Origin of the sequence: Salipiger pallidus (assembly GCF_014643635.1) — a bacterium.
Lineage (GTDB): Bacteria > Pseudomonadota > Alphaproteobacteria > Rhodobacterales > Rhodobacteraceae > Salipiger > Salipiger pallidus.
Map to the genome: position 1 here is coordinate 380592 of NZ_BMJV01000006.1, position 16871 is coordinate 397462.

General features: G+C 64.0%; 17 protein-coding genes. 13 read left to right on the plus strand and 4 right to left on the minus strand.

Features of this window, described 5'->3' with window-relative positions; all coding sequences use genetic code 11:
• Positions 1 to 193 precede the first annotated feature (193 nt).
• The 8 genes from IEX41_RS15980 (at position 194) to IEX41_RS16015 (ending at position 6703) form a co-directional block, all read left to right on the plus strand.
• Positions 194 to 754, plus strand: coding sequence for a F0F1 ATP synthase subunit delta (locus tag IEX41_RS15980; protein ID WP_229673280.1), 561 nt, complete (start codon positions 194 to 196; stop codon positions 752 to 754).
• The gene (gene atpA / locus IEX41_RS15985) at positions 755 to 2293 is read left to right on the plus strand and encodes a F0F1 ATP synthase subunit alpha (RefSeq protein ID WP_188791253.1); all 1539 of its coding nucleotides are present in this window, start codon (positions 755 to 757) and stop codon (positions 2291 to 2293) included.
• Between the two features lie 21 nt (positions 2294 to 2314).
• Complete coding sequence (locus tag IEX41_RS15990; RefSeq protein ID WP_188791254.1) at positions 2315 to 3196, plus strand: F0F1 ATP synthase subunit gamma; 882 nt, start codon at positions 2315 to 2317, stop codon at positions 3194 to 3196.
• Between the two features lie 16 nt (positions 3197 to 3212).
• Positions 3213 to 4637 (plus strand): F0F1 ATP synthase subunit beta, encoded by a 1425-nt coding sequence (gene atpD, locus IEX41_RS15995; RefSeq protein WP_188791255.1) that lies wholly within the window; start codon positions 3213 to 3215, stop codon positions 4635 to 4637.
• Positions 4638 to 4688: 51 nt separating this feature from the next.
• Positions 4689 to 5126 carry a F0F1 ATP synthase subunit epsilon gene (locus tag IEX41_RS16000; RefSeq protein WP_188791256.1) on the plus strand — a complete coding sequence of 146 codons (438 nt, stop codon included), beginning with the start codon at positions 4689 to 4691 and terminating at the stop codon, positions 5124 to 5126.
• 158 nt (positions 5127 to 5284) lie between these two features.
• Positions 5285 to 5881 (plus strand): hypothetical protein, encoded by a 597-nt coding sequence (locus IEX41_RS16005; RefSeq protein ID WP_229673282.1) that lies wholly within the window; start codon positions 5285 to 5287, stop codon positions 5879 to 5881.
• Positions 5882 to 5944: 63 nt separating this feature from the next.
• Complete coding sequence (locus tag IEX41_RS16010) at positions 5945 to 6295, plus strand: H-type lectin domain-containing protein (protein WP_188791257.1); 351 nt, start codon at positions 5945 to 5947, stop codon at positions 6293 to 6295.
• A 78-nt stretch (positions 6296 to 6373) separates the two neighbouring features.
• Positions 6374 to 6703 (plus strand): DUF3775 domain-containing protein, encoded by a 330-nt coding sequence (locus IEX41_RS16015; RefSeq protein WP_188791258.1) that lies wholly within the window; start codon positions 6374 to 6376, stop codon positions 6701 to 6703.
• A 147-nt stretch (positions 6704 to 6850) separates the two neighbouring features.
• On the opposite strand, the gene IEX41_RS16020 is transcribed toward IEX41_RS16015, so the two are convergent.
• Positions 6851 to 8104 carry a DNA polymerase IV gene (locus tag IEX41_RS16020; protein ID WP_188791259.1) on the minus strand — a complete coding sequence of 418 codons (1254 nt, stop codon included), beginning with the start codon at positions 8102 to 8104 and terminating at the stop codon, positions 6851 to 6853.
• 67 nt (positions 8105 to 8171) lie between these two features.
• Between IEX41_RS16020 and IEX41_RS16025 the strand changes: the two genes are divergently transcribed.
• Positions 8172 to 8585 carry an NUDIX hydrolase gene (locus tag IEX41_RS16025; RefSeq protein WP_188791260.1) on the plus strand — a complete coding sequence of 138 codons (414 nt, stop codon included), beginning with the start codon at positions 8172 to 8174 and terminating at the stop codon, positions 8583 to 8585.
• 21 nt (positions 8586 to 8606) lie between these two features.
• Here IEX41_RS16025 and IEX41_RS16030 read toward each other — a convergent pair whose 3' ends face one another.
• The 3 genes from IEX41_RS16030 to IEX41_RS16040 all read right to left on the minus strand — a co-directional run bounded on the left by IEX41_RS16030 (position 8607) and on the right by IEX41_RS16040 (position 10194).
• Positions 8607 to 8930 (minus strand): hypothetical protein, encoded by a 324-nt coding sequence (locus IEX41_RS16030; protein WP_188791261.1) that lies wholly within the window; start codon positions 8928 to 8930, stop codon positions 8607 to 8609.
• 246 nt (positions 8931 to 9176) lie between these two features.
• The gene (gene pyrF, locus IEX41_RS16035; protein WP_188791262.1) at positions 9177 to 9881 is read right to left on the minus strand and encodes an orotidine-5'-phosphate decarboxylase; all 705 of its coding nucleotides are present in this window, start codon (positions 9879 to 9881) and stop codon (positions 9177 to 9179) included.
• Positions 9882 to 10005: 124 nt separating this feature from the next.
• Entirely contained in the window at positions 10006 to 10194 is a 189-nt protein-coding gene (locus IEX41_RS16040; protein WP_188791263.1) for a hypothetical protein, read from the minus strand.
• A 285-nt stretch (positions 10195 to 10479) separates the two neighbouring features.
• On the opposite strand from IEX41_RS16040, the gene clpB reads away from it, so the two are divergent.
• The 4 genes from clpB to msrQ all read left to right on the plus strand — a co-directional run bounded on the left by clpB (position 10480) and on the right by msrQ (position 16679).
• A complete protein-coding gene (gene clpB, locus IEX41_RS16045; protein WP_188791264.1) occupies positions 10480 to 13095 on the plus strand; it encodes an ATP-dependent chaperone ClpB in 2616 nt (871 codons plus the stop codon).
• Between the two features lie 432 nt (positions 13096 to 13527).
• The gene (locus IEX41_RS16050; protein ID WP_188791265.1) at positions 13528 to 15009 is read left to right on the plus strand and encodes an FMN-binding glutamate synthase family protein; all 1482 of its coding nucleotides are present in this window, start codon (positions 13528 to 13530) and stop codon (positions 15007 to 15009) included.
• Between the two features lie 74 nt (positions 15010 to 15083).
• Complete coding sequence (gene msrP / locus IEX41_RS16055; protein WP_188791266.1) at positions 15084 to 15986, plus strand: protein-methionine-sulfoxide reductase catalytic subunit MsrP; 903 nt, start codon at positions 15084 to 15086, stop codon at positions 15984 to 15986.
• Positions 15987 to 16070: 84 nt separating this feature from the next.
• Positions 16071 to 16679 carry a protein-methionine-sulfoxide reductase heme-binding subunit MsrQ gene (gene msrQ / locus IEX41_RS16060; protein WP_188791290.1) on the plus strand — a complete coding sequence of 203 codons (609 nt, stop codon included), beginning with the start codon at positions 16071 to 16073 and terminating at the stop codon, positions 16677 to 16679.
• The last annotated feature ends 192 nt before the right edge of the window (positions 16680 to 16871 follow it).

The window sequence follows — 16871 nt, forward strand, 5'->3', positions numbered from 1 at the left end:
GATCCCGGGCCCAAGCCCAAAAAACACGGCGGATCAACAGGTTTGAATCGTTGCAAGCGTGTTGCGGGGTCCGGGATGCTCTGCTACATCCGCGCTGATTTCGACGTCTTGAAATACTTCAAGGCAGGGACAACGCCTCCGGATGCCGGGTCGCCCCCGTGCGTCACGGAGGTATTACGATGGAAGGGTGGACGTGTCAGAACCAGCTTCGATCTCCGGCGGCATCGCATCGCGCTATGCCAAGGCGATCTTCGAGATCGCCAAAGAGAACAACAGCGTCGATACGCTCGAAAGCAACGTCAACGACCTGGCTGCGGCCATCTCGGACAGCCCCGACCTTCGGGACCTGATCGACTCGCCGATCTATTCGCGCACCTCCATGCGCGCGGCGATCATGGCCGTCGCTGCCAAGATGAACCTCATGCCCGCATTGACCAACGCGCTTGGACTGATGGCCGAAAAGCGCCGTCTGTTCGTGTTGCCGCAGGTCCTCGACGGGCTGCGTGCGATGATCGCCGAGGACAAGGGCGAGATGACCGCCGACGTGACCAGCGCCACCGCGCTGTCCGACGCGCAGGCCGCCAAGCTTGCCGAGACGCTCAAGGCAAGCGTCGGCAAGGAAGTTAAAATCAAGACGACCGTGGATGAGAGCCTGATTGGCGGCCTCGTCGTCAAGCTGGGCTCGAAGATGATCGACACCTCGGTCGCCTCCAAGCTCGACTCCCTCCAGAATGCAATGAAAGAGGTCGGATAAATGGGTATCCAAGCAGCCGAGATTTCGGCGATCCTGAAGGAGCAGATCCAGAACTTCGGCGAACAGACCGAAGTTGCTGAGGTTGGCCGCGTGCTGTCCGTCGGTGACGGTATTGCCCGTGTGTACGGCCTCGACTCGGTGAAAGCCGGCGAGATGGTCGAGTTCCCCGGTGGCATCATGGGCATGGCGCTGAACCTCGAATCCGACAACGTCGGCGTCGTGATCTTCGGCTCCGACCGTGACATCAAGGAAGGCGACACCGTCAAGCGCACGAACTCCATCGTGGACGTGCCCGCCGGTGAAGCCATGCTCGGCCGCGTGGTCGACGGCCTCGGCAACCCGCTGGACGGCAAGGGCCCCATCGCCACCTCCGAGCGTCGCATCGCCGACGTGAAGGCACCGGGCATCATCCCGCGCAAATCCGTGCACGAGCCCATGGCAACCGGCCTCAAGGCCGTTGACGCGATGATCCCGATCGGCCGTGGCCAGCGCGAGCTGATCATTGGCGACCGTCAGACCGGCAAGACCGCGATCGCGCTCGACTCGATCCTGAACCAGAAGTCGTACAACGACGCTGCAGGCGACGACGACAGCAAGAAGCTCTACTGCATCTACGTCGCCATCGGCCAGAAGCGTTCGACCGTGGCGCAGCTGGTGAAGCGTCTCGAGGCAACCGGCGCCATCGACTACTCGATCGTCGTCGCAGCGACCGCGTCGGACCCCGCGCCGATGCAGTACCTCGCGCCCTACACCGCGACCGCCATGGCGGAGTACTTCCGCGACAACGGCAAGCACGCCCTCATCATCTACGATGACCTCTCCAAGCAGGCCGTGGCCTACCGCCAGATGTCCCTGCTGCTGCGCCGTCCGCCGGGCCGCGAAGCCTACCCGGGCGACGTGTTCTACCTCCACTCGCGCCTGCTCGAGCGTTCGGCAAAGCTGAACGAAGATCACGGTTCGGGTTCGCTGACCGCTCTGCCGATCATCGAAACGCAAGGCGGCGACGTGTCGGCCTTCATTCCGACCAACGTGATCTCGATCACCGACGGCCAGATCTTCCTCGAGACGGAACTGTTCTTCCAGGGCATCCGTCCCGCCGTGAACACCGGTCTGTCGGTTTCGCGTGTGGGTTCGTCCGCTCAGACCAAGGCGATGTCCTCCGTGGCAGGCCCGGTGAAGCTGTCGCTCGCCCAGTACCGCGAGATGGCCGCCTTCGCGCAGTTCGGTTCCGACCTCGACGCCTCGACCCAGCGCCTGCTGGCCCGTGGTGCCCGTCTGACTGAGCTGATGAAGCAGCCGCAGTACGCTCCGCTGACCAACGCGGAAATCGTCTGCATCATCTTCGCCGGCACCAACGGCTACCTGGACAACGTCCCGGTCTCCGAGGTCGGCAAGTACGAGGCGGCGCTCCTGGCGTTCCTGCGCGGTTCGCGCAAGGACATCCTCGACTGGATCGAAGCCGAGGATCCCAAGATCAAAGGTGAACCCGCGGACAAGCTGAAGGCAGCGCTGGACGAATTCGCCAAGACCTACGCCTGAGCGCCCTGAAAGGACAGGATCATGCCTAGCCTCAAGGACCTCAAGAACCGGATCTCGTCGGTCAAATCGACCCGCAAGATCACGAAGGCCATGCAGATGGTGGCCGCCGCAAAACTGCGGCGGGCACAGGATGCTGCCGAACAGTCGCGGCCCTACTCCGAGCGCTTCAATGCGGTGCTCGGGGCGCTTGCCGCGTCCGTCGGTGGCAGTGCAACGGCTCCGAAGCTCCTTGCCGGAACCGGCAAGGACGATGTGCACCTGCTGATCGTGATGACCGCCGAGCGCGGCCTTTGCGGCGGTTTCAACTCGTCCATCGTCAAGAAGGCGCGGACCTCCATTCAGGAGCTCAAGGCAGCTGGCAAGACGGTCAAGATCCTGACTGTCGGCAAGAAGGGCCGCGAGCAGCTCAAGCGGGATTACGGCGATCTCTTCGTCGGTCACGTGGACCTGAGCGAGGTGAAGAAGCTCGGCTATGCCGACGCCCAGAACATCGCAAAAGATGTGCTGGCTCGCTTCGACGCGGGCGACTTCGACGTGGCGACGATCTTCTACGCGAAGTTCGAATCGGTGATCAGCCAGAAACCCCAGGCGCAGCAGATCATCCCGGCGGCCTTCGACGCGCCCGAAACCGAAGAGGGTGGCTCCGGCCCGCTCTACGATTACGAGCCCGACGAGGAACGCATCCTGGCAGACCTGCTGCCCCGTGGTGTCGCAACCCAGATCTTCTCGGCTCTGCTGGAGAACGCGGCCTCGGAACAGGGTGCCCGGATGAGCGCCATGGACAACGCGACGCGCAACGCGGGCGACATGATCGACAAGCTGACGATCGAGTACAACCGTTCGCGTCAGGCTGTCATCACCAACGAACTGATCGAAATCATCTCGGGCGCCGAGGCGCTCTAAGAACCGGAGACGATAAATGGCAAACGCAAAAGGCAAAGTGACCCAGGTCATCGGCGCCGTGGTCGACGTTCAGTTCGACGATCACCTGCCCGAAATCCTGAACGCTCTGACCACCGAAAACGACGGCAAGAAACTGGTTCTTGAAGTTGCTCAGCACCTTGGTGAAAGCACCGTCCGTACCATCGCGATGGACTCCACCGAAGGTCTGGTCCGTGGTCAGGCAGTGACCGACACCGACGGCCCGATCTCGGTTCCGGTCGGCACCGCGACCCTTGGCCGGATCATGAACGTGATCGGTGAGCCGGTGGACGAAAAGGGCCCCGTCGAGGCGGACGAATACCGCCCGATCCACGCCCCGGCACCGGATTTCGCGGACCAGTCCACCGAGGCCGAAGTCCTCGTGACCGGCATCAAGGTCATCGACCTGCTGGCCCCCTACTCGAAGGGCGGCAAGATCGGCCTCTTCGGCGGCGCCGGCGTGGGCAAGACCGTTCTGATCCAGGAGCTCATCAACAACATCGCGAAGGTGCACTCGGGTCTGTCCGTGTTCGCCGGCGTGGGTGAACGGACCCGTGAAGGCAACGACCTTTACCACGAGATGATCGAATCGGGCGTTCTGACCCCGGACAACCTGGTCGATTCCAAAATCGCCCTGGTCTACGGCCAGATGAACGAGCCTCCGGGCGCCCGTGCCCGTATCGCGCTGACCGGCCTGACCATGGCCGAGCAGTTCCGCGATGCGACCGGTACCGACGTTCTGTTCTTCGTCGACAACATCTTCCGCTTCACCCAGGCGGGTTCGGAGATGTCGGCACTTCTGGGCCGTATCCCGTCCGCAGTGGGCTACCAGCCGACGCTGGCAACCGACATGGGCGCGATGCAGGAACGCATCACCTCGACCAAGAACGGCTCGATCACCTCGATCCAGGCCGTCTACGTTCCCGCGGACGACCTTACCGACCCGGCACCTGCCACGACCTTCGCCCACCTCGACGCGACCACGGTTCTCAACCGTGCGATCTCGGAACTGGGCATCTACCCGGCCGTGGACCCGCTCGACTCGACCTCGCGTCTCATGGACCCGCAGATCATCGGTGAAGAGCATTACCAGGTGGCCCGCGACGTTCAGGGTATCCTCCAGCGCTACAAGTCGCTGCAGGACATCATCGCCATCCTCGGGATGGACGAACTGTCGGAAGAGGACAAGCTGACCGTGTCCCGTGCACGGAAGATCCAGCGTTTCCTCAGCCAGCCGTTCGACGTTGCGAAGGTGTTCACCGGCTCCGACGGCATCCAGGTGCCGCTCGAAGACACGATCTCGTCCTTCAAGGCGGTCGTGGCGGGTGAATACGACCACCTGCCGGAAGGTGCCTTCTACATGGTTGGCGGCATCGGCGACGTGCTGGCCAAGGCCGAGAAGATGGCCGCGGAAGCTGCCTGATGACTGTTGGGGGGCTGGTTTCCAGCCCCCTCGAACCAACCGGAGGCCCTAATGGCTGATACGATGCAATTCGACCTCGTGAGCCCCGAGCGCAGGCTGCTGTCCGCACAGGCGTCGCTGGTCGCGATCCCCGGTTCCGAGGGCGACCTCGCGGTGGGTCCGGGCCACGAGCCCATGATCACCACGCTGCGTCCGGGCATCCTCACGGTCGACACGGACAAGGGCCAGCGCGAATTCGTGGTCACCGGCGGTTTCGTCGAGATCGGCGAAAGCGTGTCTGTCCTGGCCGAGAAGGCCGTTCCGCACGAGGACATGGACCAGGCAACCTATGACGGCCTCGTGGCCGAGGCAGAGGCCCAGTACAAGCAGGCCAAGGAAGCCCAGCCCGAGAACGAGCCCGGCCCCGTGGACGAAGCGGCAAAGCTGCTTCAGGACATGGTGGCGATCGGCGGTCACATCGGGCTTGACCCGAAGTCGCCGAACTTCTGATCCGGCTGGCATCTGCCACCCGCTCACAGGCTTCAGACAGGCCCCGTGCGATAGCGCGGGGCCTGTTCGCTTTTCCCGACCCGCGCCTCCCCGTGCTTGACCTGCCAAGCGTTTTGGGGAAACCCTCCGGTACCGCATTCTGATCCGGGAGTTTGCCAGTGCCCAGCCGTTTCCCTGCCGCCATGATGGCGCTTGTGTCCGCAGCCGTCCTCGGCTGTCCTGCCCTCGCGGATGACGCCCCGCTCGAAGACCTTTTGCGCCGCGACCGGCTTGACTGGATCGAGGCTGCCAAGGCCGAGGGGCGCAGCGGACTTGCCCGCAAGACGCGGCCCGTGGATGCCCGCCCGGCTCTGCTGGGCGAGATTGTCGTCACCCGGATAAAGGGGCAGGGGGTCGAGACGCGCTCGACGCCGGCGGTGCAGGGCGACATGGTCGTGCGCAACCGCTGCTATGCCAGCGGCAACGAGGAGATCCTCGTCAGCGCCGAGAAGTTCCCCGGCCGTTATGGCGATCCGATGGGCCCCGCCGACGAGGTGGGTTACCGCGAATACCGCCCCTCGGGAACGGAAATGATCTATGCCATCGTCCCCGAAGCCGACGGCAGCTTTGCCATCGAGGCCCCATGGGGCGAGTTGCAGCGTGTCGTACCCGGCGATGCCATCGTACAGATTCCCGAGGATCCCACCGACACCTACCGCATCGAACGCCGCGCCTTCGACTGCACCTACGAGCTCATCACGCCTGCGGGTGACTAGGCCCGGCACCTCCTTTATCGCGGCGGGCAGGCCTGCTCGCCGTAGCACCATCAGGGACCACCCATGCGCAAGATGCTCGCCGCCCGGATCGGGATCGACCAGGGAAACACCGAGGTGTTCTCGGAGTTCGCCAGTGGCGGCGACATGTGGACCGGGGACGGCACGCGCGAGCGGCGCAAGGCCGTGACCTTTTCCGAGCGCTACCGAGAGCCGCCCACGGTGCAGGTGGCGCTGTCGCTGTGGGACATGGACCAAGGGGCGAATATACGTGCAGACGTTCAGGCGGAAAATGTCACCGCCACTGGCTTCGAGCTTGTGTTCCGGACCTGGTGCGACAGCCGCGTCGCCCGGGCGCGCATGTCCTGGCTCGCCATTGGCGAGCTGCCGAACGATGACGACTGGGATCTCTACTGATCTTCACCACTTGAGCAGGATCAAGGACGCGCGAGGCCCACGCGGACATTCTGCCCTCACGTGAAGGAGGTCGATGACATGGAAGCTCTCAGCATCAGGACGGTGGCTCAGGTGATCTTGCTCGCCCGCGAGCTGGACCGCGGCGAAGGCGAACTGCGCGGCCTCGTCGATCGCATGACCGAAGAGGAGCAGGCCGCGCTGGTTGCAATCATGTGGATCGGGCGCGATGCCTTCGACGCGGATGAATGGGACGAGGCCTATGCCACGGCCATGGCCGAAGCGTCTACGCCGACCGCAGATTACCTCATCGGTACGCCACATGTTGCCGACCACCTGGAGGCCGGCCTCGAGGCGCTTGGCTACGACGTGCAGGACGAAGAAGACGCGCTGCTGCGCCGGGGTAGCTGAGGCAGGGCAAAGTCAATGTCTCAGGGTCTGCGCAGACAGGGCACCGGTAGCTGTTCTGTCGCCCGGCCCCGCGCTGAGCTCATGCTTGAAATGTCCGACAGGGGGCCTTCGTCTGGTGCTGCAGGTCCGAGTGCAGGTCGCGCGAAGTTAGCGCAGTCCACGCCCCTTGGTGATCGCATCCGCGCCAAAACGCTGGCGGATCGCATCCGTGGCTCGTTCGGCCCGCGCCCGCCGTGCCGCTTGCGGGTCGAGCAGGTCGCCCAGCCTGTCAGCCTGATCCGCCGGGACAAGTTCGGATAGCCCTGCACCGATAAGCCGGTAGGGCCCACGCGGGCCGACCTGATCAAACATTTGGCGGGCTTCGCGGTAGATGCGGTCGGCCATCTGGGTGGCATCGCCCAGCGTGTGGCGCTTGCTCAGCAGTTTGAAATCCGCGCGCTTGAGCTTGAGAGTCACCACCCGCCCCGCAAGACCCTTGGCCTTGGCGCGGTCAGCGACTTTCTCGCACATGCGCCACAGGTTGCCGTCAAGGATGCCCTCGTCACCGGTGTCCTCGTTGAAGGTGGTCTCGTTCGAGATCGATTTGACTGGAGCGTTGCGGGTGACGCGCCGCATGTCCTCGCCACGCGCGAGGTGCCAGAGCCGGTCGCCCATGCCGCCGAAGCGATGGATGAGGTCGCGCCGCTCCCAGCGCAGCAGGTCCTCAAAGGTCCGGATGCCCGCCCGGTCCAGCTGTTCCTGCGTGGCCTGGCCCACGCCCCAAATCATCCGCACCGGTCTGGGGCGCAGAAATGCCTGCGTCTCTGCCTTGCCGATCACCGAAAAGCCGTGCGGCTTGTCGAGATCGGAGGCGATCTTGGCAAGAAACTTGTTGTGCGACAGGCCGATCGATCCAGTCAGCCCCAGTTCGTCGCGCATGCGTTTCACTAGTTTCGCCAACATGACCGCCGGGGGGTGGCCATGCAGCCGCGCCGTCCCGGTAAGATCGAGAAATGCCTCGTCCAGCGACAGCGGCTCGATCGAGGGCGTCAATTCCTCCATGAAGCCGCGAATGGTTTTCGAAACCTCGGCATAAAGCGCGCCGCGCGGCTTCAGGATCACTGCGTCAGGGCAAAGGTCCAGCGCCTTGAACATGGGCATGGCCGACCGCACACCCCTGATGCGCGCCACGTAGCAGGCGGTGGACACCACGCCGCGCCGTCCGCCACCGATGATGACGGGCTTGTCGGCGAGTTCGGGGTTCTCGCGCTTTTCGACACTGGCATAGAACGCATCGCAATCCATATGGGCGATGGACAGCTCCCACAACTCATCATGGCGCACGATGCGTGGCCGCCCGCAGGCGGGGCAGCGCGTGCCTTCGTCAAAGCTGGTCAGGCAATCGCGGCAGAGCGCGGGCATGGCTGGCAATTCCAGTATCGGTGACTATGTGGGCAGTATATATCCCAAGCCGTCCGGGGGCCATCTCATGAGCTACGAAGGTGCGAAACTGATGCTGTTTCTCGGAGACGAATTGCTCGTCATCCGGCGCGATCACACGCCTGGCATTCCTTGGCCCGGCTACCTCGACTTTCCCGGGGGCGGCAAGGAAGGCGACGAGGCCCCCGAGGACTGTGCTCTGCGCGAAACGCGCGAGGAGGTGGGGCTGTCGGTGACGGCGGACATGCTGCAGTGGAAACAGATGCACGGGACGTCATGGTTTTTTGCAGCGAGGCTGCCGGCGGATCGGGCACATGACATCGTGTTCGGGGACGAAGGGTATGGCTGGATGACCATAACGCCCGCAGAATATGTCGCGCGGGACGACGCGATACCGCATTTCAAGATGATGCTAGAGGCCTACATCGCGTTCGCCGAGGCTCGCAGGCGCGCCGATCACTGACGGCGCGCCGGTGCAGGGCGCTCAGGCGGCCTGCCTTTGCAGCCAGCGCAGCAGGTCCAGCGGTCCACGCGGACGGTTGGGCGGCGGCATCTGCGGCTCGCGGGTCGCCTCGGGATGCTTTTGGGACAGGGTGCGCGACTGCAGGCCGATGCCGGATTTGCGGGTGCGCATGGCGTCGGCAATAAGTCCACGCTCTACCGTGGCTTCGTCGGTGTCGAGCGTCGCGGGATAACTGCTTGCGACGCGGAGGCGACCTTCATCGGTGTGGAAGGTCACGAGGGCCTGAAAGGAATTCTCGGCGGCATTGTAGGTCAGATTGCCGACCTGAGCGCTGCTCTGGATCATCGGATGTCTCCTGACTTTGTTTGATCTGCTAACGCGAAAATATCCACAGACGTTCCCGAAACACGTTTTACGGTTTCGTGAGCGGCGGCGTGATCTTGCCGACGCAGTCCCGGTGAGGGCGGCGTTTCAGGGGATGTCTCGAAGGGAAAAGCGGCGGCAGGACAGGCGCGGCGTTGGCCGGTTTCCTTGCCAGAGGGCGCGCGCCCCGTTGGCGCGCGCCGTTCTTCAGAAGGCAGATTTCAGGCGTCAGGCGCCAAGTTCGGCCTGGATCGCGAGCGCGGCATCACGCGGGTTCTGGGCCCGCCAAACCGGGCGACCCACGACGATGTGGTCGGCACCGGCGCCGATGGCAGCAGCCGGGGTCGCGATACGCTTCTGGTCATCGTCTGCAGCGCCTGCCGGGCGCACGCCGGGAGTGACGATGAGGCGGCCGTCGGCGCTGCCCAGGGCACGGATGCGCGCGGCCTCGTTCGGCGAGGCGATGATGCCGTCGGCCCCCGCATCGAAGGCCCGGTCGGCGCGCTCGACCACGAGGTCGGCGATGTCGCCGCCGCGCATCATGCCGTCATCGAGATCGCTCCGGTCGAGCGAGGTCAGGATGGTCACGGCGAGGATCTTGAGGTCGGTCCCGGCAGCCCCCGCCTTGGCAGCGCGCACCACATGGGGATCACCGTGAACGGTGAGAAAGTCGAGGTCGAACTGCGCGAGGCCGCGCACTGCGTTCTCGACGGTCTGGCCAATGTCGAACAGTTTCATGTCGAGGAAGATCCGCTTGCCGTGCTCCTGCTTGAGCTCGTTGGCAAGGGCAAGGCCGCCGCCGGTAAGCATGCCGAGGCCGATCTTGTAGAACGACACGGCATCGCCCATCCGCTGAGTCAGGGTCAGCGCTTCGATGGCATTGGGCACGTCGAGGGCGACAATGAGGCGGTCAGTGGTGTTGGCATCGGACATCGGGACACTCCTGCAGGCTGGCTTGGCCCGTCATGGGGCGCGTGTCCTCCGGCGTCAAGCACCAGCCGAGCCGCGCGGCAAATCCCTTGCCAAGGGATTTGGGGGGGTGGCCCCGAAGCGGGGATCAGCCGGTGCGGTCCAGCAGGCGCAATGCGGCGAGAACACCCTCAACGAAAGACAGATCCTGCACGCCGGTGCAGTATTTGGGTACGCACCTCAGTTTTTCGATCGCGCAGGCAGGGATGCGACGGCGCATCGCGACTTTCTTCAGGGACACCCGGGGTGGGGCGACCAGCAATCTCTCGATCAGCAAGGCCGGAACTCAATGACGCGATCTCCGCTTTCGCCCCTTCAGGTTCCGGCCCGTCGAGTCCGCCGCGCCTGGCCTCGGCAGTATGCTTTCCGCGGTCATCCCTCTTCCCGTTGTGAGAAGATACATACCGGGAACATTCGCAACATTCGGTGCCCACGTTTGCGTGATCACAGGTCTTGAACAGCTGCGTCAGCTCACCCATCTTAGAACCGAGGCCCGAACCCTCCACGTGCCGCCTCGCGGGCGTGGGACTTTCATCCGGGCGCTTATTCGAAGGAGAATACCATGAACTTGGATAAGTTCACTGAACGGTCGCGTGGATTCGTGCAGGCTGCGCAGACCATTGCCATGCGGGAAAGCCATCAGCGTCTGGCGCCCGAACACCTGCTCAAGGCATTGATGGACGATGATCAGGGGCTTGCCGCGAACCTCATCACCCGTGCCGGTGGTCAGCCGTCGCGCGTGACGGATACGCTTGCCCAAAAGCTCAAGAAGATCCCCGTGGTTGGCGGCGACAGTGGTCAGGTGTACCTTGATGCCGCGACCGCCCGTGTCCTCGACGAGGCCGAGAAGATCGCGACCAAGGCCGGTGACAGCTTTGTCCCGGTGGAGCGCGTGCTCATGGCGCTTGCCATCGAGAAATCCGGCGCGAAGGACGCGCTGGAGGCAGGCAAGATCACGCCCCAGAAGCTCAACGAGGCCATCAACGATCTGCGCAAGGGCCGCACTGCGGACAGCGCCTCGGCAGAGGATGGTTACGAGGCTCTGAAGAAATACGCCCGCGACCTTACCGAGGCTGCCGAGGAAGGCAAGATCGACCCGATTATCGGTCGGGATGAGGAAATCCGCCGCTCCATGCAGGTGCTGTCGCGCCGGACCAAGAACAACCCGGTGCTCATTGGTGAGCCCGGCGTCGGCAAGACTGCCATCGCTGAGGGTCTTGCCCTGCGGATCGTCAACGGCGATGTGCCGGAAAGCCTGCGCAACAAGCGGCTGATGGCGCTCGACATGGGCGCGCTCATCGCCGGTGCGAAGTACCGGGGCGAGTTTGAGGAGCGTCTGAAGGCCATCCTCAAGGAAATCGAGGCTGCCGCTGGCGAGATCATCCTCTTCATCGACGAGATGCACACCCTTGTTGGTGCGGGCAAGGCGGACGGGGCCATGGATGCCTCGAACCTGCTGAAACCGGCGCTCGCGCGGGGTGAACTGCACTGCGTCGGCGCGACCACACTTGATGAATATCGCAAGCACGTCGAGAAGGATCCGGCTCTTGCCCGCCGCTTCCAGCCCGTGATGGTGCAGGAGCCGACGGTCGAGGACACCATTTCGATCCTGCGCGGCATCAAGGAAAAGTACGAACTGCACCACGGCGTGCGGATCAGCGACTCTGCGCTGGTGGCGGCATCGACCCTGTCGCAGCGCTACATCACCGACCGGTTCCTGCCGGACAAGGCCATCGACCTTATGGACGAGGCCGCGTCGCGCCTGCGCATGGAAGTGGACAGCAAGCCGGAAGAGCTCGACCAGCTCGACCGGAATATCCTGCAGATGCAGATCGAGGTCGAGGCGCTGAAGCTCGAGGACGACCAGGCGTCGAAGGACCGTCTGGAAACGCTCGAACGGGAACTGGCGGAGCTGGAGGAACGCTCGGCGGAGATGACCGCGCAGTGGCAGGCCGAACGGGACAAGCTTGCCTCGGCCCGTGACCTCAAGGAACAGCTGGACCGGCTGCGCGCCGATCTCGAGATCGCCAAGCGCGAGGGCAACTTCGCCAAGGCCGGTGAGCTGCAGTACGGCAGGATCCCCGAGCTGGAAAAGCAGCTTGTGGAGGCCGAGGAGGCCGAGGGCGACATCATGGTCGAAGAGGCTGTGCGTCCCGAGCAGATCGCCGAGGTCGTGGAACGTTGGACCGGCATTCCCACCAGCCGCATGCTGGAGGGCGAGCGCGAGAAGCTGCTGCGCATGGAAGACGGGCTGCACAAGCGGGTCGTTGGACAGGGGCAGGCGGTCAAGGCCGTGGCCAATGCCGTGCGCCGTGCGCGCGCCGGGCTCAATGACGAGAACCGGCCCTTGGGTTCGTTCCTCTTCCTCGGGCCGACCGGCGTGGGCAAGACCGAGCTGACCAAGGCGGTGGCCGAGTTCCTCTTTGACGACGACAGCGCCATGGTGCGCATCGACATGTCCGAGTTCATGGAGAAACACAGCGTCGCCCGCCTGATCGGTGCGCCTCCGGGCTATGTCGGCTACGACGAGGGCGGTGTCCTGACCGAGGCGGTGCGTCGGCGTCCCTACCAAGTGGTGCTGTTCGACGAGGTCGAGAAGGCGCATCCGGACGTGTTCAACGTGCTGCTGCAGGTGCTGGACGATGGCGTGCTCACCGATGGTCAGGGCCGGACGGTGGACTTCAAGCAGACGCTGATCATCCTGACCTCTAACCTCGGAAGCCAGGCGCTCAGCCAGCTTCCCGAGGGGGCGGACAGCGCCGGTGCTCGGCGTGACGTGATGGATGCGGTCCGGGCGCATTTCCGGCCCGAGTTCCTCAACCGGCTCGACGAGACGATCATCTTCGATCGGCTCAAGCGCGAGGACATGTCGGGGATCGTGGATATCCAGCTTGTCCGGCTGTTCAAGCGGCTGGCGGATCGCAAGATCACGCTTACGCTCGATGCAGACGCGCGCAAGTGGCTGGCCGAGGAAGGCTATGATCCGGTGTTCGGGGCACGTCCGCTCAAGCGGGTGATCCAGCGGGCCCTTCAGGATCCGCTGGCCGAGATGCTGCTGGGCGGAGACATCCGCGATGGCGATATCGTAACGGTCAGTGCCGGGGCCGAGGGCCTGCTTATCGGTGAGCGGGTCGGGGCCAGCACCCGCCCGCGCCCGGACGATGCCGTGGTGCACTGAGAGAGCGCAAAGGTCGTGCACTGAGCGCGCACCAGCGTCGAGCACTGCCTCGCGCTTCAAGCGCTTTGAGACAGGTTCCAAGCGCGACTGACACAGGAAAGGCCCGCCCCATGGCGGGCCTTTTTCTTTGCGAGCGGTGCCGCGATCAGTCGGTGAAACTGCCGCCTGCACTTGTTGTGACATGGCCCCGGTCAGGGGGCATAATGGGGCAGGTCTGTGGCAACGACGGTGTCCGCTGGGGCTGCATGCTGCCAAAGGCCGCGGCGTGGCCCTGGTCGGGGGATGCCGGCAGGTCGGGCATGGCGGCGAAGGGCCTCGCATGGCGGACCTGCAACGTTTGCCCATTGCTCGCAACCGGATCGCTGTTAAGGATCTCTCAAACGCCGCGCCAAGCCGCGCGCATCACACGGGATCCGCTGGAGCCGCCACCCCATGTACGCCCTGCAGTTCGTCGCCCTTCTGTTCATCTTCATCATCGGCGCTGCCGTGTTGGCGGTGCTGGGGCTTTACATCATCGACAAGACGCAAGCCGGTGACGCCATCCGCCGCAACTACCCGGTCATCGGACGCTTCCGCGGTCTGTTCACCAAGCTCGGGGAATTCTTTCGCCAGTACTTCTTTGCCATGGACCGTGAGGAAATGCCCTTCAACCGGGCGCAGCGCGACTGGGTCTACCATGCCACCAAGGGCAAGGATAACACCGTCGCCTTCGGGTCCACCCGCAATCTCAACATTCCCGGCACGCCGATTTTCGTGAACGCGATCTTCCCGCCGCTGGATGATGAATTCGCCTCGACCGAGCCCATGGTGATTGGCCCGCATGCGCGGACGCCGTATGTTGCGAAGTCGATCTTCCACATCTCGGGCATGAGCTATGGCGCGATCTCGAAGCCCGCGGTCGAGGCGCTGAGCAAGGGCGCGGCGAAGGCGGGGATCTGGCTCAACACCGGGGAAGGGGGGCTGTCGCCCTATCACGAGGTGGCCGATTGCGATCTCGTCTTCCAGATCGGCACCGCCAAGTTCGGCTTGAGGGACGAAAACGGGCGGATTGACGATGACAAGCTGCGCAACGTTGCCGCCAAGCCAAACGTCAAGATGTTCGAGCTGAAGATGGCCCAGGGGGCCAAACCCGGCAAGGGCGGCATCCTGCCTGGCGAGAAGGTCAACGAAGAGGTGGCGCTGATCCGGGGGCTTCGGGTTGGGCAGCCGGGCATTTCGCCCAACCGCCACCCCGAAATCGACACCTTCGGAGAGCTGCTCGACATGGTCGGGCATATCCGCGAGGTCTCGGGCAAGCCGGTGGGCTTCAAGACGGTGATCGGCTCGTCCGATGCATGGGAAGAGCTGTTCCAGCTGATCGTGGAGCGCGGCCCCCAAAGCGCACCGGATTTCATCACCATCGACGGCGGCGAAGGCGGCACCGGCGCCGCGCCCATGCCGCTGATCGACCTCGTGGGCATGCCGATCCGCGAGGCGCTGCCGCGCATGGTCGACCTGCGCGACCGCTATGGTCTCAAGGATCGCATCCGCATCGTCGCTTCGGCCAAGCTGGTGAACCCCGCCGACGTGGCATGGGCAATCTGCCTTGGGGCGGATTTCGTGACCTCGGCGCGGGGCTTCATGTTCTCGATGGGCTGCATCCAGGCGCTGAAGTGCAACCGCAACACCTGTCCTACCGGCATCACCACTCACAATCCGCGCCTTCAGAAGGGCCTGGTGGTCGAGGACAAGTATATCAAGGTCGCCAACTACGCCAAGGCGGTGATCAAGGAGGTCGAGACCATCGCCCATTCCGTCGGCGTGTCCGAACCGCGCCAGATGCGGCGGCGCCATGTGCGCATCGTTCAGCCCGACGGCGCGTCAATCCCGTTCAACAAGATCCGGCCAAGTTACAGTCCCAACACCTCAAAGTGAGGCGAGTTTCCTTTGGGTGTAACGTTTTCCCGCTTACCTTCTCGGATACGGGCAGGACGCGACAGGAGGACGCAATGGCATTCAGATGGACACCGGATCTCACGGAAAAAGACGTCACGGACGAGGCCGCCTGGCTGAACCGCCGGCAGATCATGGCGGGCCTTGGCGGCCTTGCCGCTGCCGGTTTCGCCGGTGGCGCCCACGCTGCCGAAGGGCTCGAGCCCAACAGCTGGGAAGAGATCACCAGCTACAACAACTACTACGAGTTCGGCACCGGCAAGGATGACCCTGCCCGTTATGCCGGTGACCTGACCATCGCGCCATGGACGGTGAAGATCGACGGGCTGGTGGACCGCCCCGGCAATTACACCTTCGAGGACATCATGTCGAAGATGACCCTCGAAGAGCGCATCTACCGGTTCCGCTGTGTCGAGGCATGGTCGATGGTCGTGCCCTGGACCGGGTTTGAACTGGCGGATCTTCTGGGCCTTGCGGGTGTGCAATCGGGGGCGAGGTATGTCGCTTTCGAAACCGTGCTGCGCCCCGAAGAGATGCCCGGCGTCTCGCGCCGCGTGCTCGACTGGCCCTATGTCGAGGGCCTGCGCCTCGATGAAGCAATGAACCCGCTCACCATCATGGCCACTGGTATCTATGGCCGGGATATCCCGCGCCAGAACGGCGCGCCTCTGCGGCTGGTGGTGCCGTGGAAATACGGCTTCAAGTCGATCAAGTCGGTGGTCCGGATCTCTGTGGTGGACAGTGAGCCACCGACCGCATGGAACAAGTCGAACCCCAGCGAATACGGCTTTTATTCCAACGTGAATCCGCAGGTGGATCACCCGCGCTGGAGCCAGGCCACGGAGCGCGAGATCGGCGGCGGGCTCTTTGCTTCGCGCAAGCCGACGCTCATGTTCAACGGCTACGAAGACGAGGTCGCCGGTCTCTACGAGGGCATGGATCTTTCGCGCAACTTCTGACCCGCGGTGGCGATGCCACGCCGATCGAAGGACGATTACATGAACGACGGTGTTTCCGGCGCTTCCGCGCCGCGGCTCGTGCGGATGCGCGACGGCCTCAACGGCGGCCTACGGCGGGTGCCCGCCTGGGCGCTCTATTTCCTCGCGCCACTGCCAGCGCTTTATCTCTTGTGGCAGGGCTCCACTGGCGGGCTCGGGGTCGAACCGATCTCGGCGCTCGAACACGCGCTGGGGGAGCTGGCTCTGCAACTCCTGATCGCGGGGCTGTACATCACGCCGCTGCGCCGTTTCCTGGGGATCAACCTGATGCGGTTCCGCAGGGCGGTGGGGCTGATCGCGTTCTTCTATGTCTTCCTTCACCTGCTCACATGGCTGGTCCTCGACGTGCAGGTGCCGGCGCTGATCTGGCAGGATATCGTCAAGCGGCCTTATATCACCGTGGGCATGGGGGCCTTTGCCCTGCTGGTCCCGCTGGCGTTGACCTCCAACAACCTCTCCATCCGCCGTCTTGGTGGCAAACGCTGGCGGCAGCTGCACCGGCTGGTCTACGGTGCGGCCCTGTTGGGCGGGCTCCACTTTGTGATGCTGGTGAAGGGCTTCCAGATCGAGCCACTGCTTTACATGGGGGCGATCATCGTTCTGCTTGTGCTGCGGTTGCCGTCACCGCAACGCTTGTTCGCCCGATCGGCCTGACCTCAGAACAGCTATCGGGGCGTATCAGCCGATCGGAACTGCCGGAAAGCTGAGCATGACAGAGAAATTTGGAAGAAAAATGACAAGTCTTGAAAAAAGGGGTTGCGAGTCGGTTGGTGTAACCGTAGAAGCCCCTTCACCGGCGGCGCTGAGGTGCTGACGGGACGCTGGATGGGCCGCTGAGACGGACCT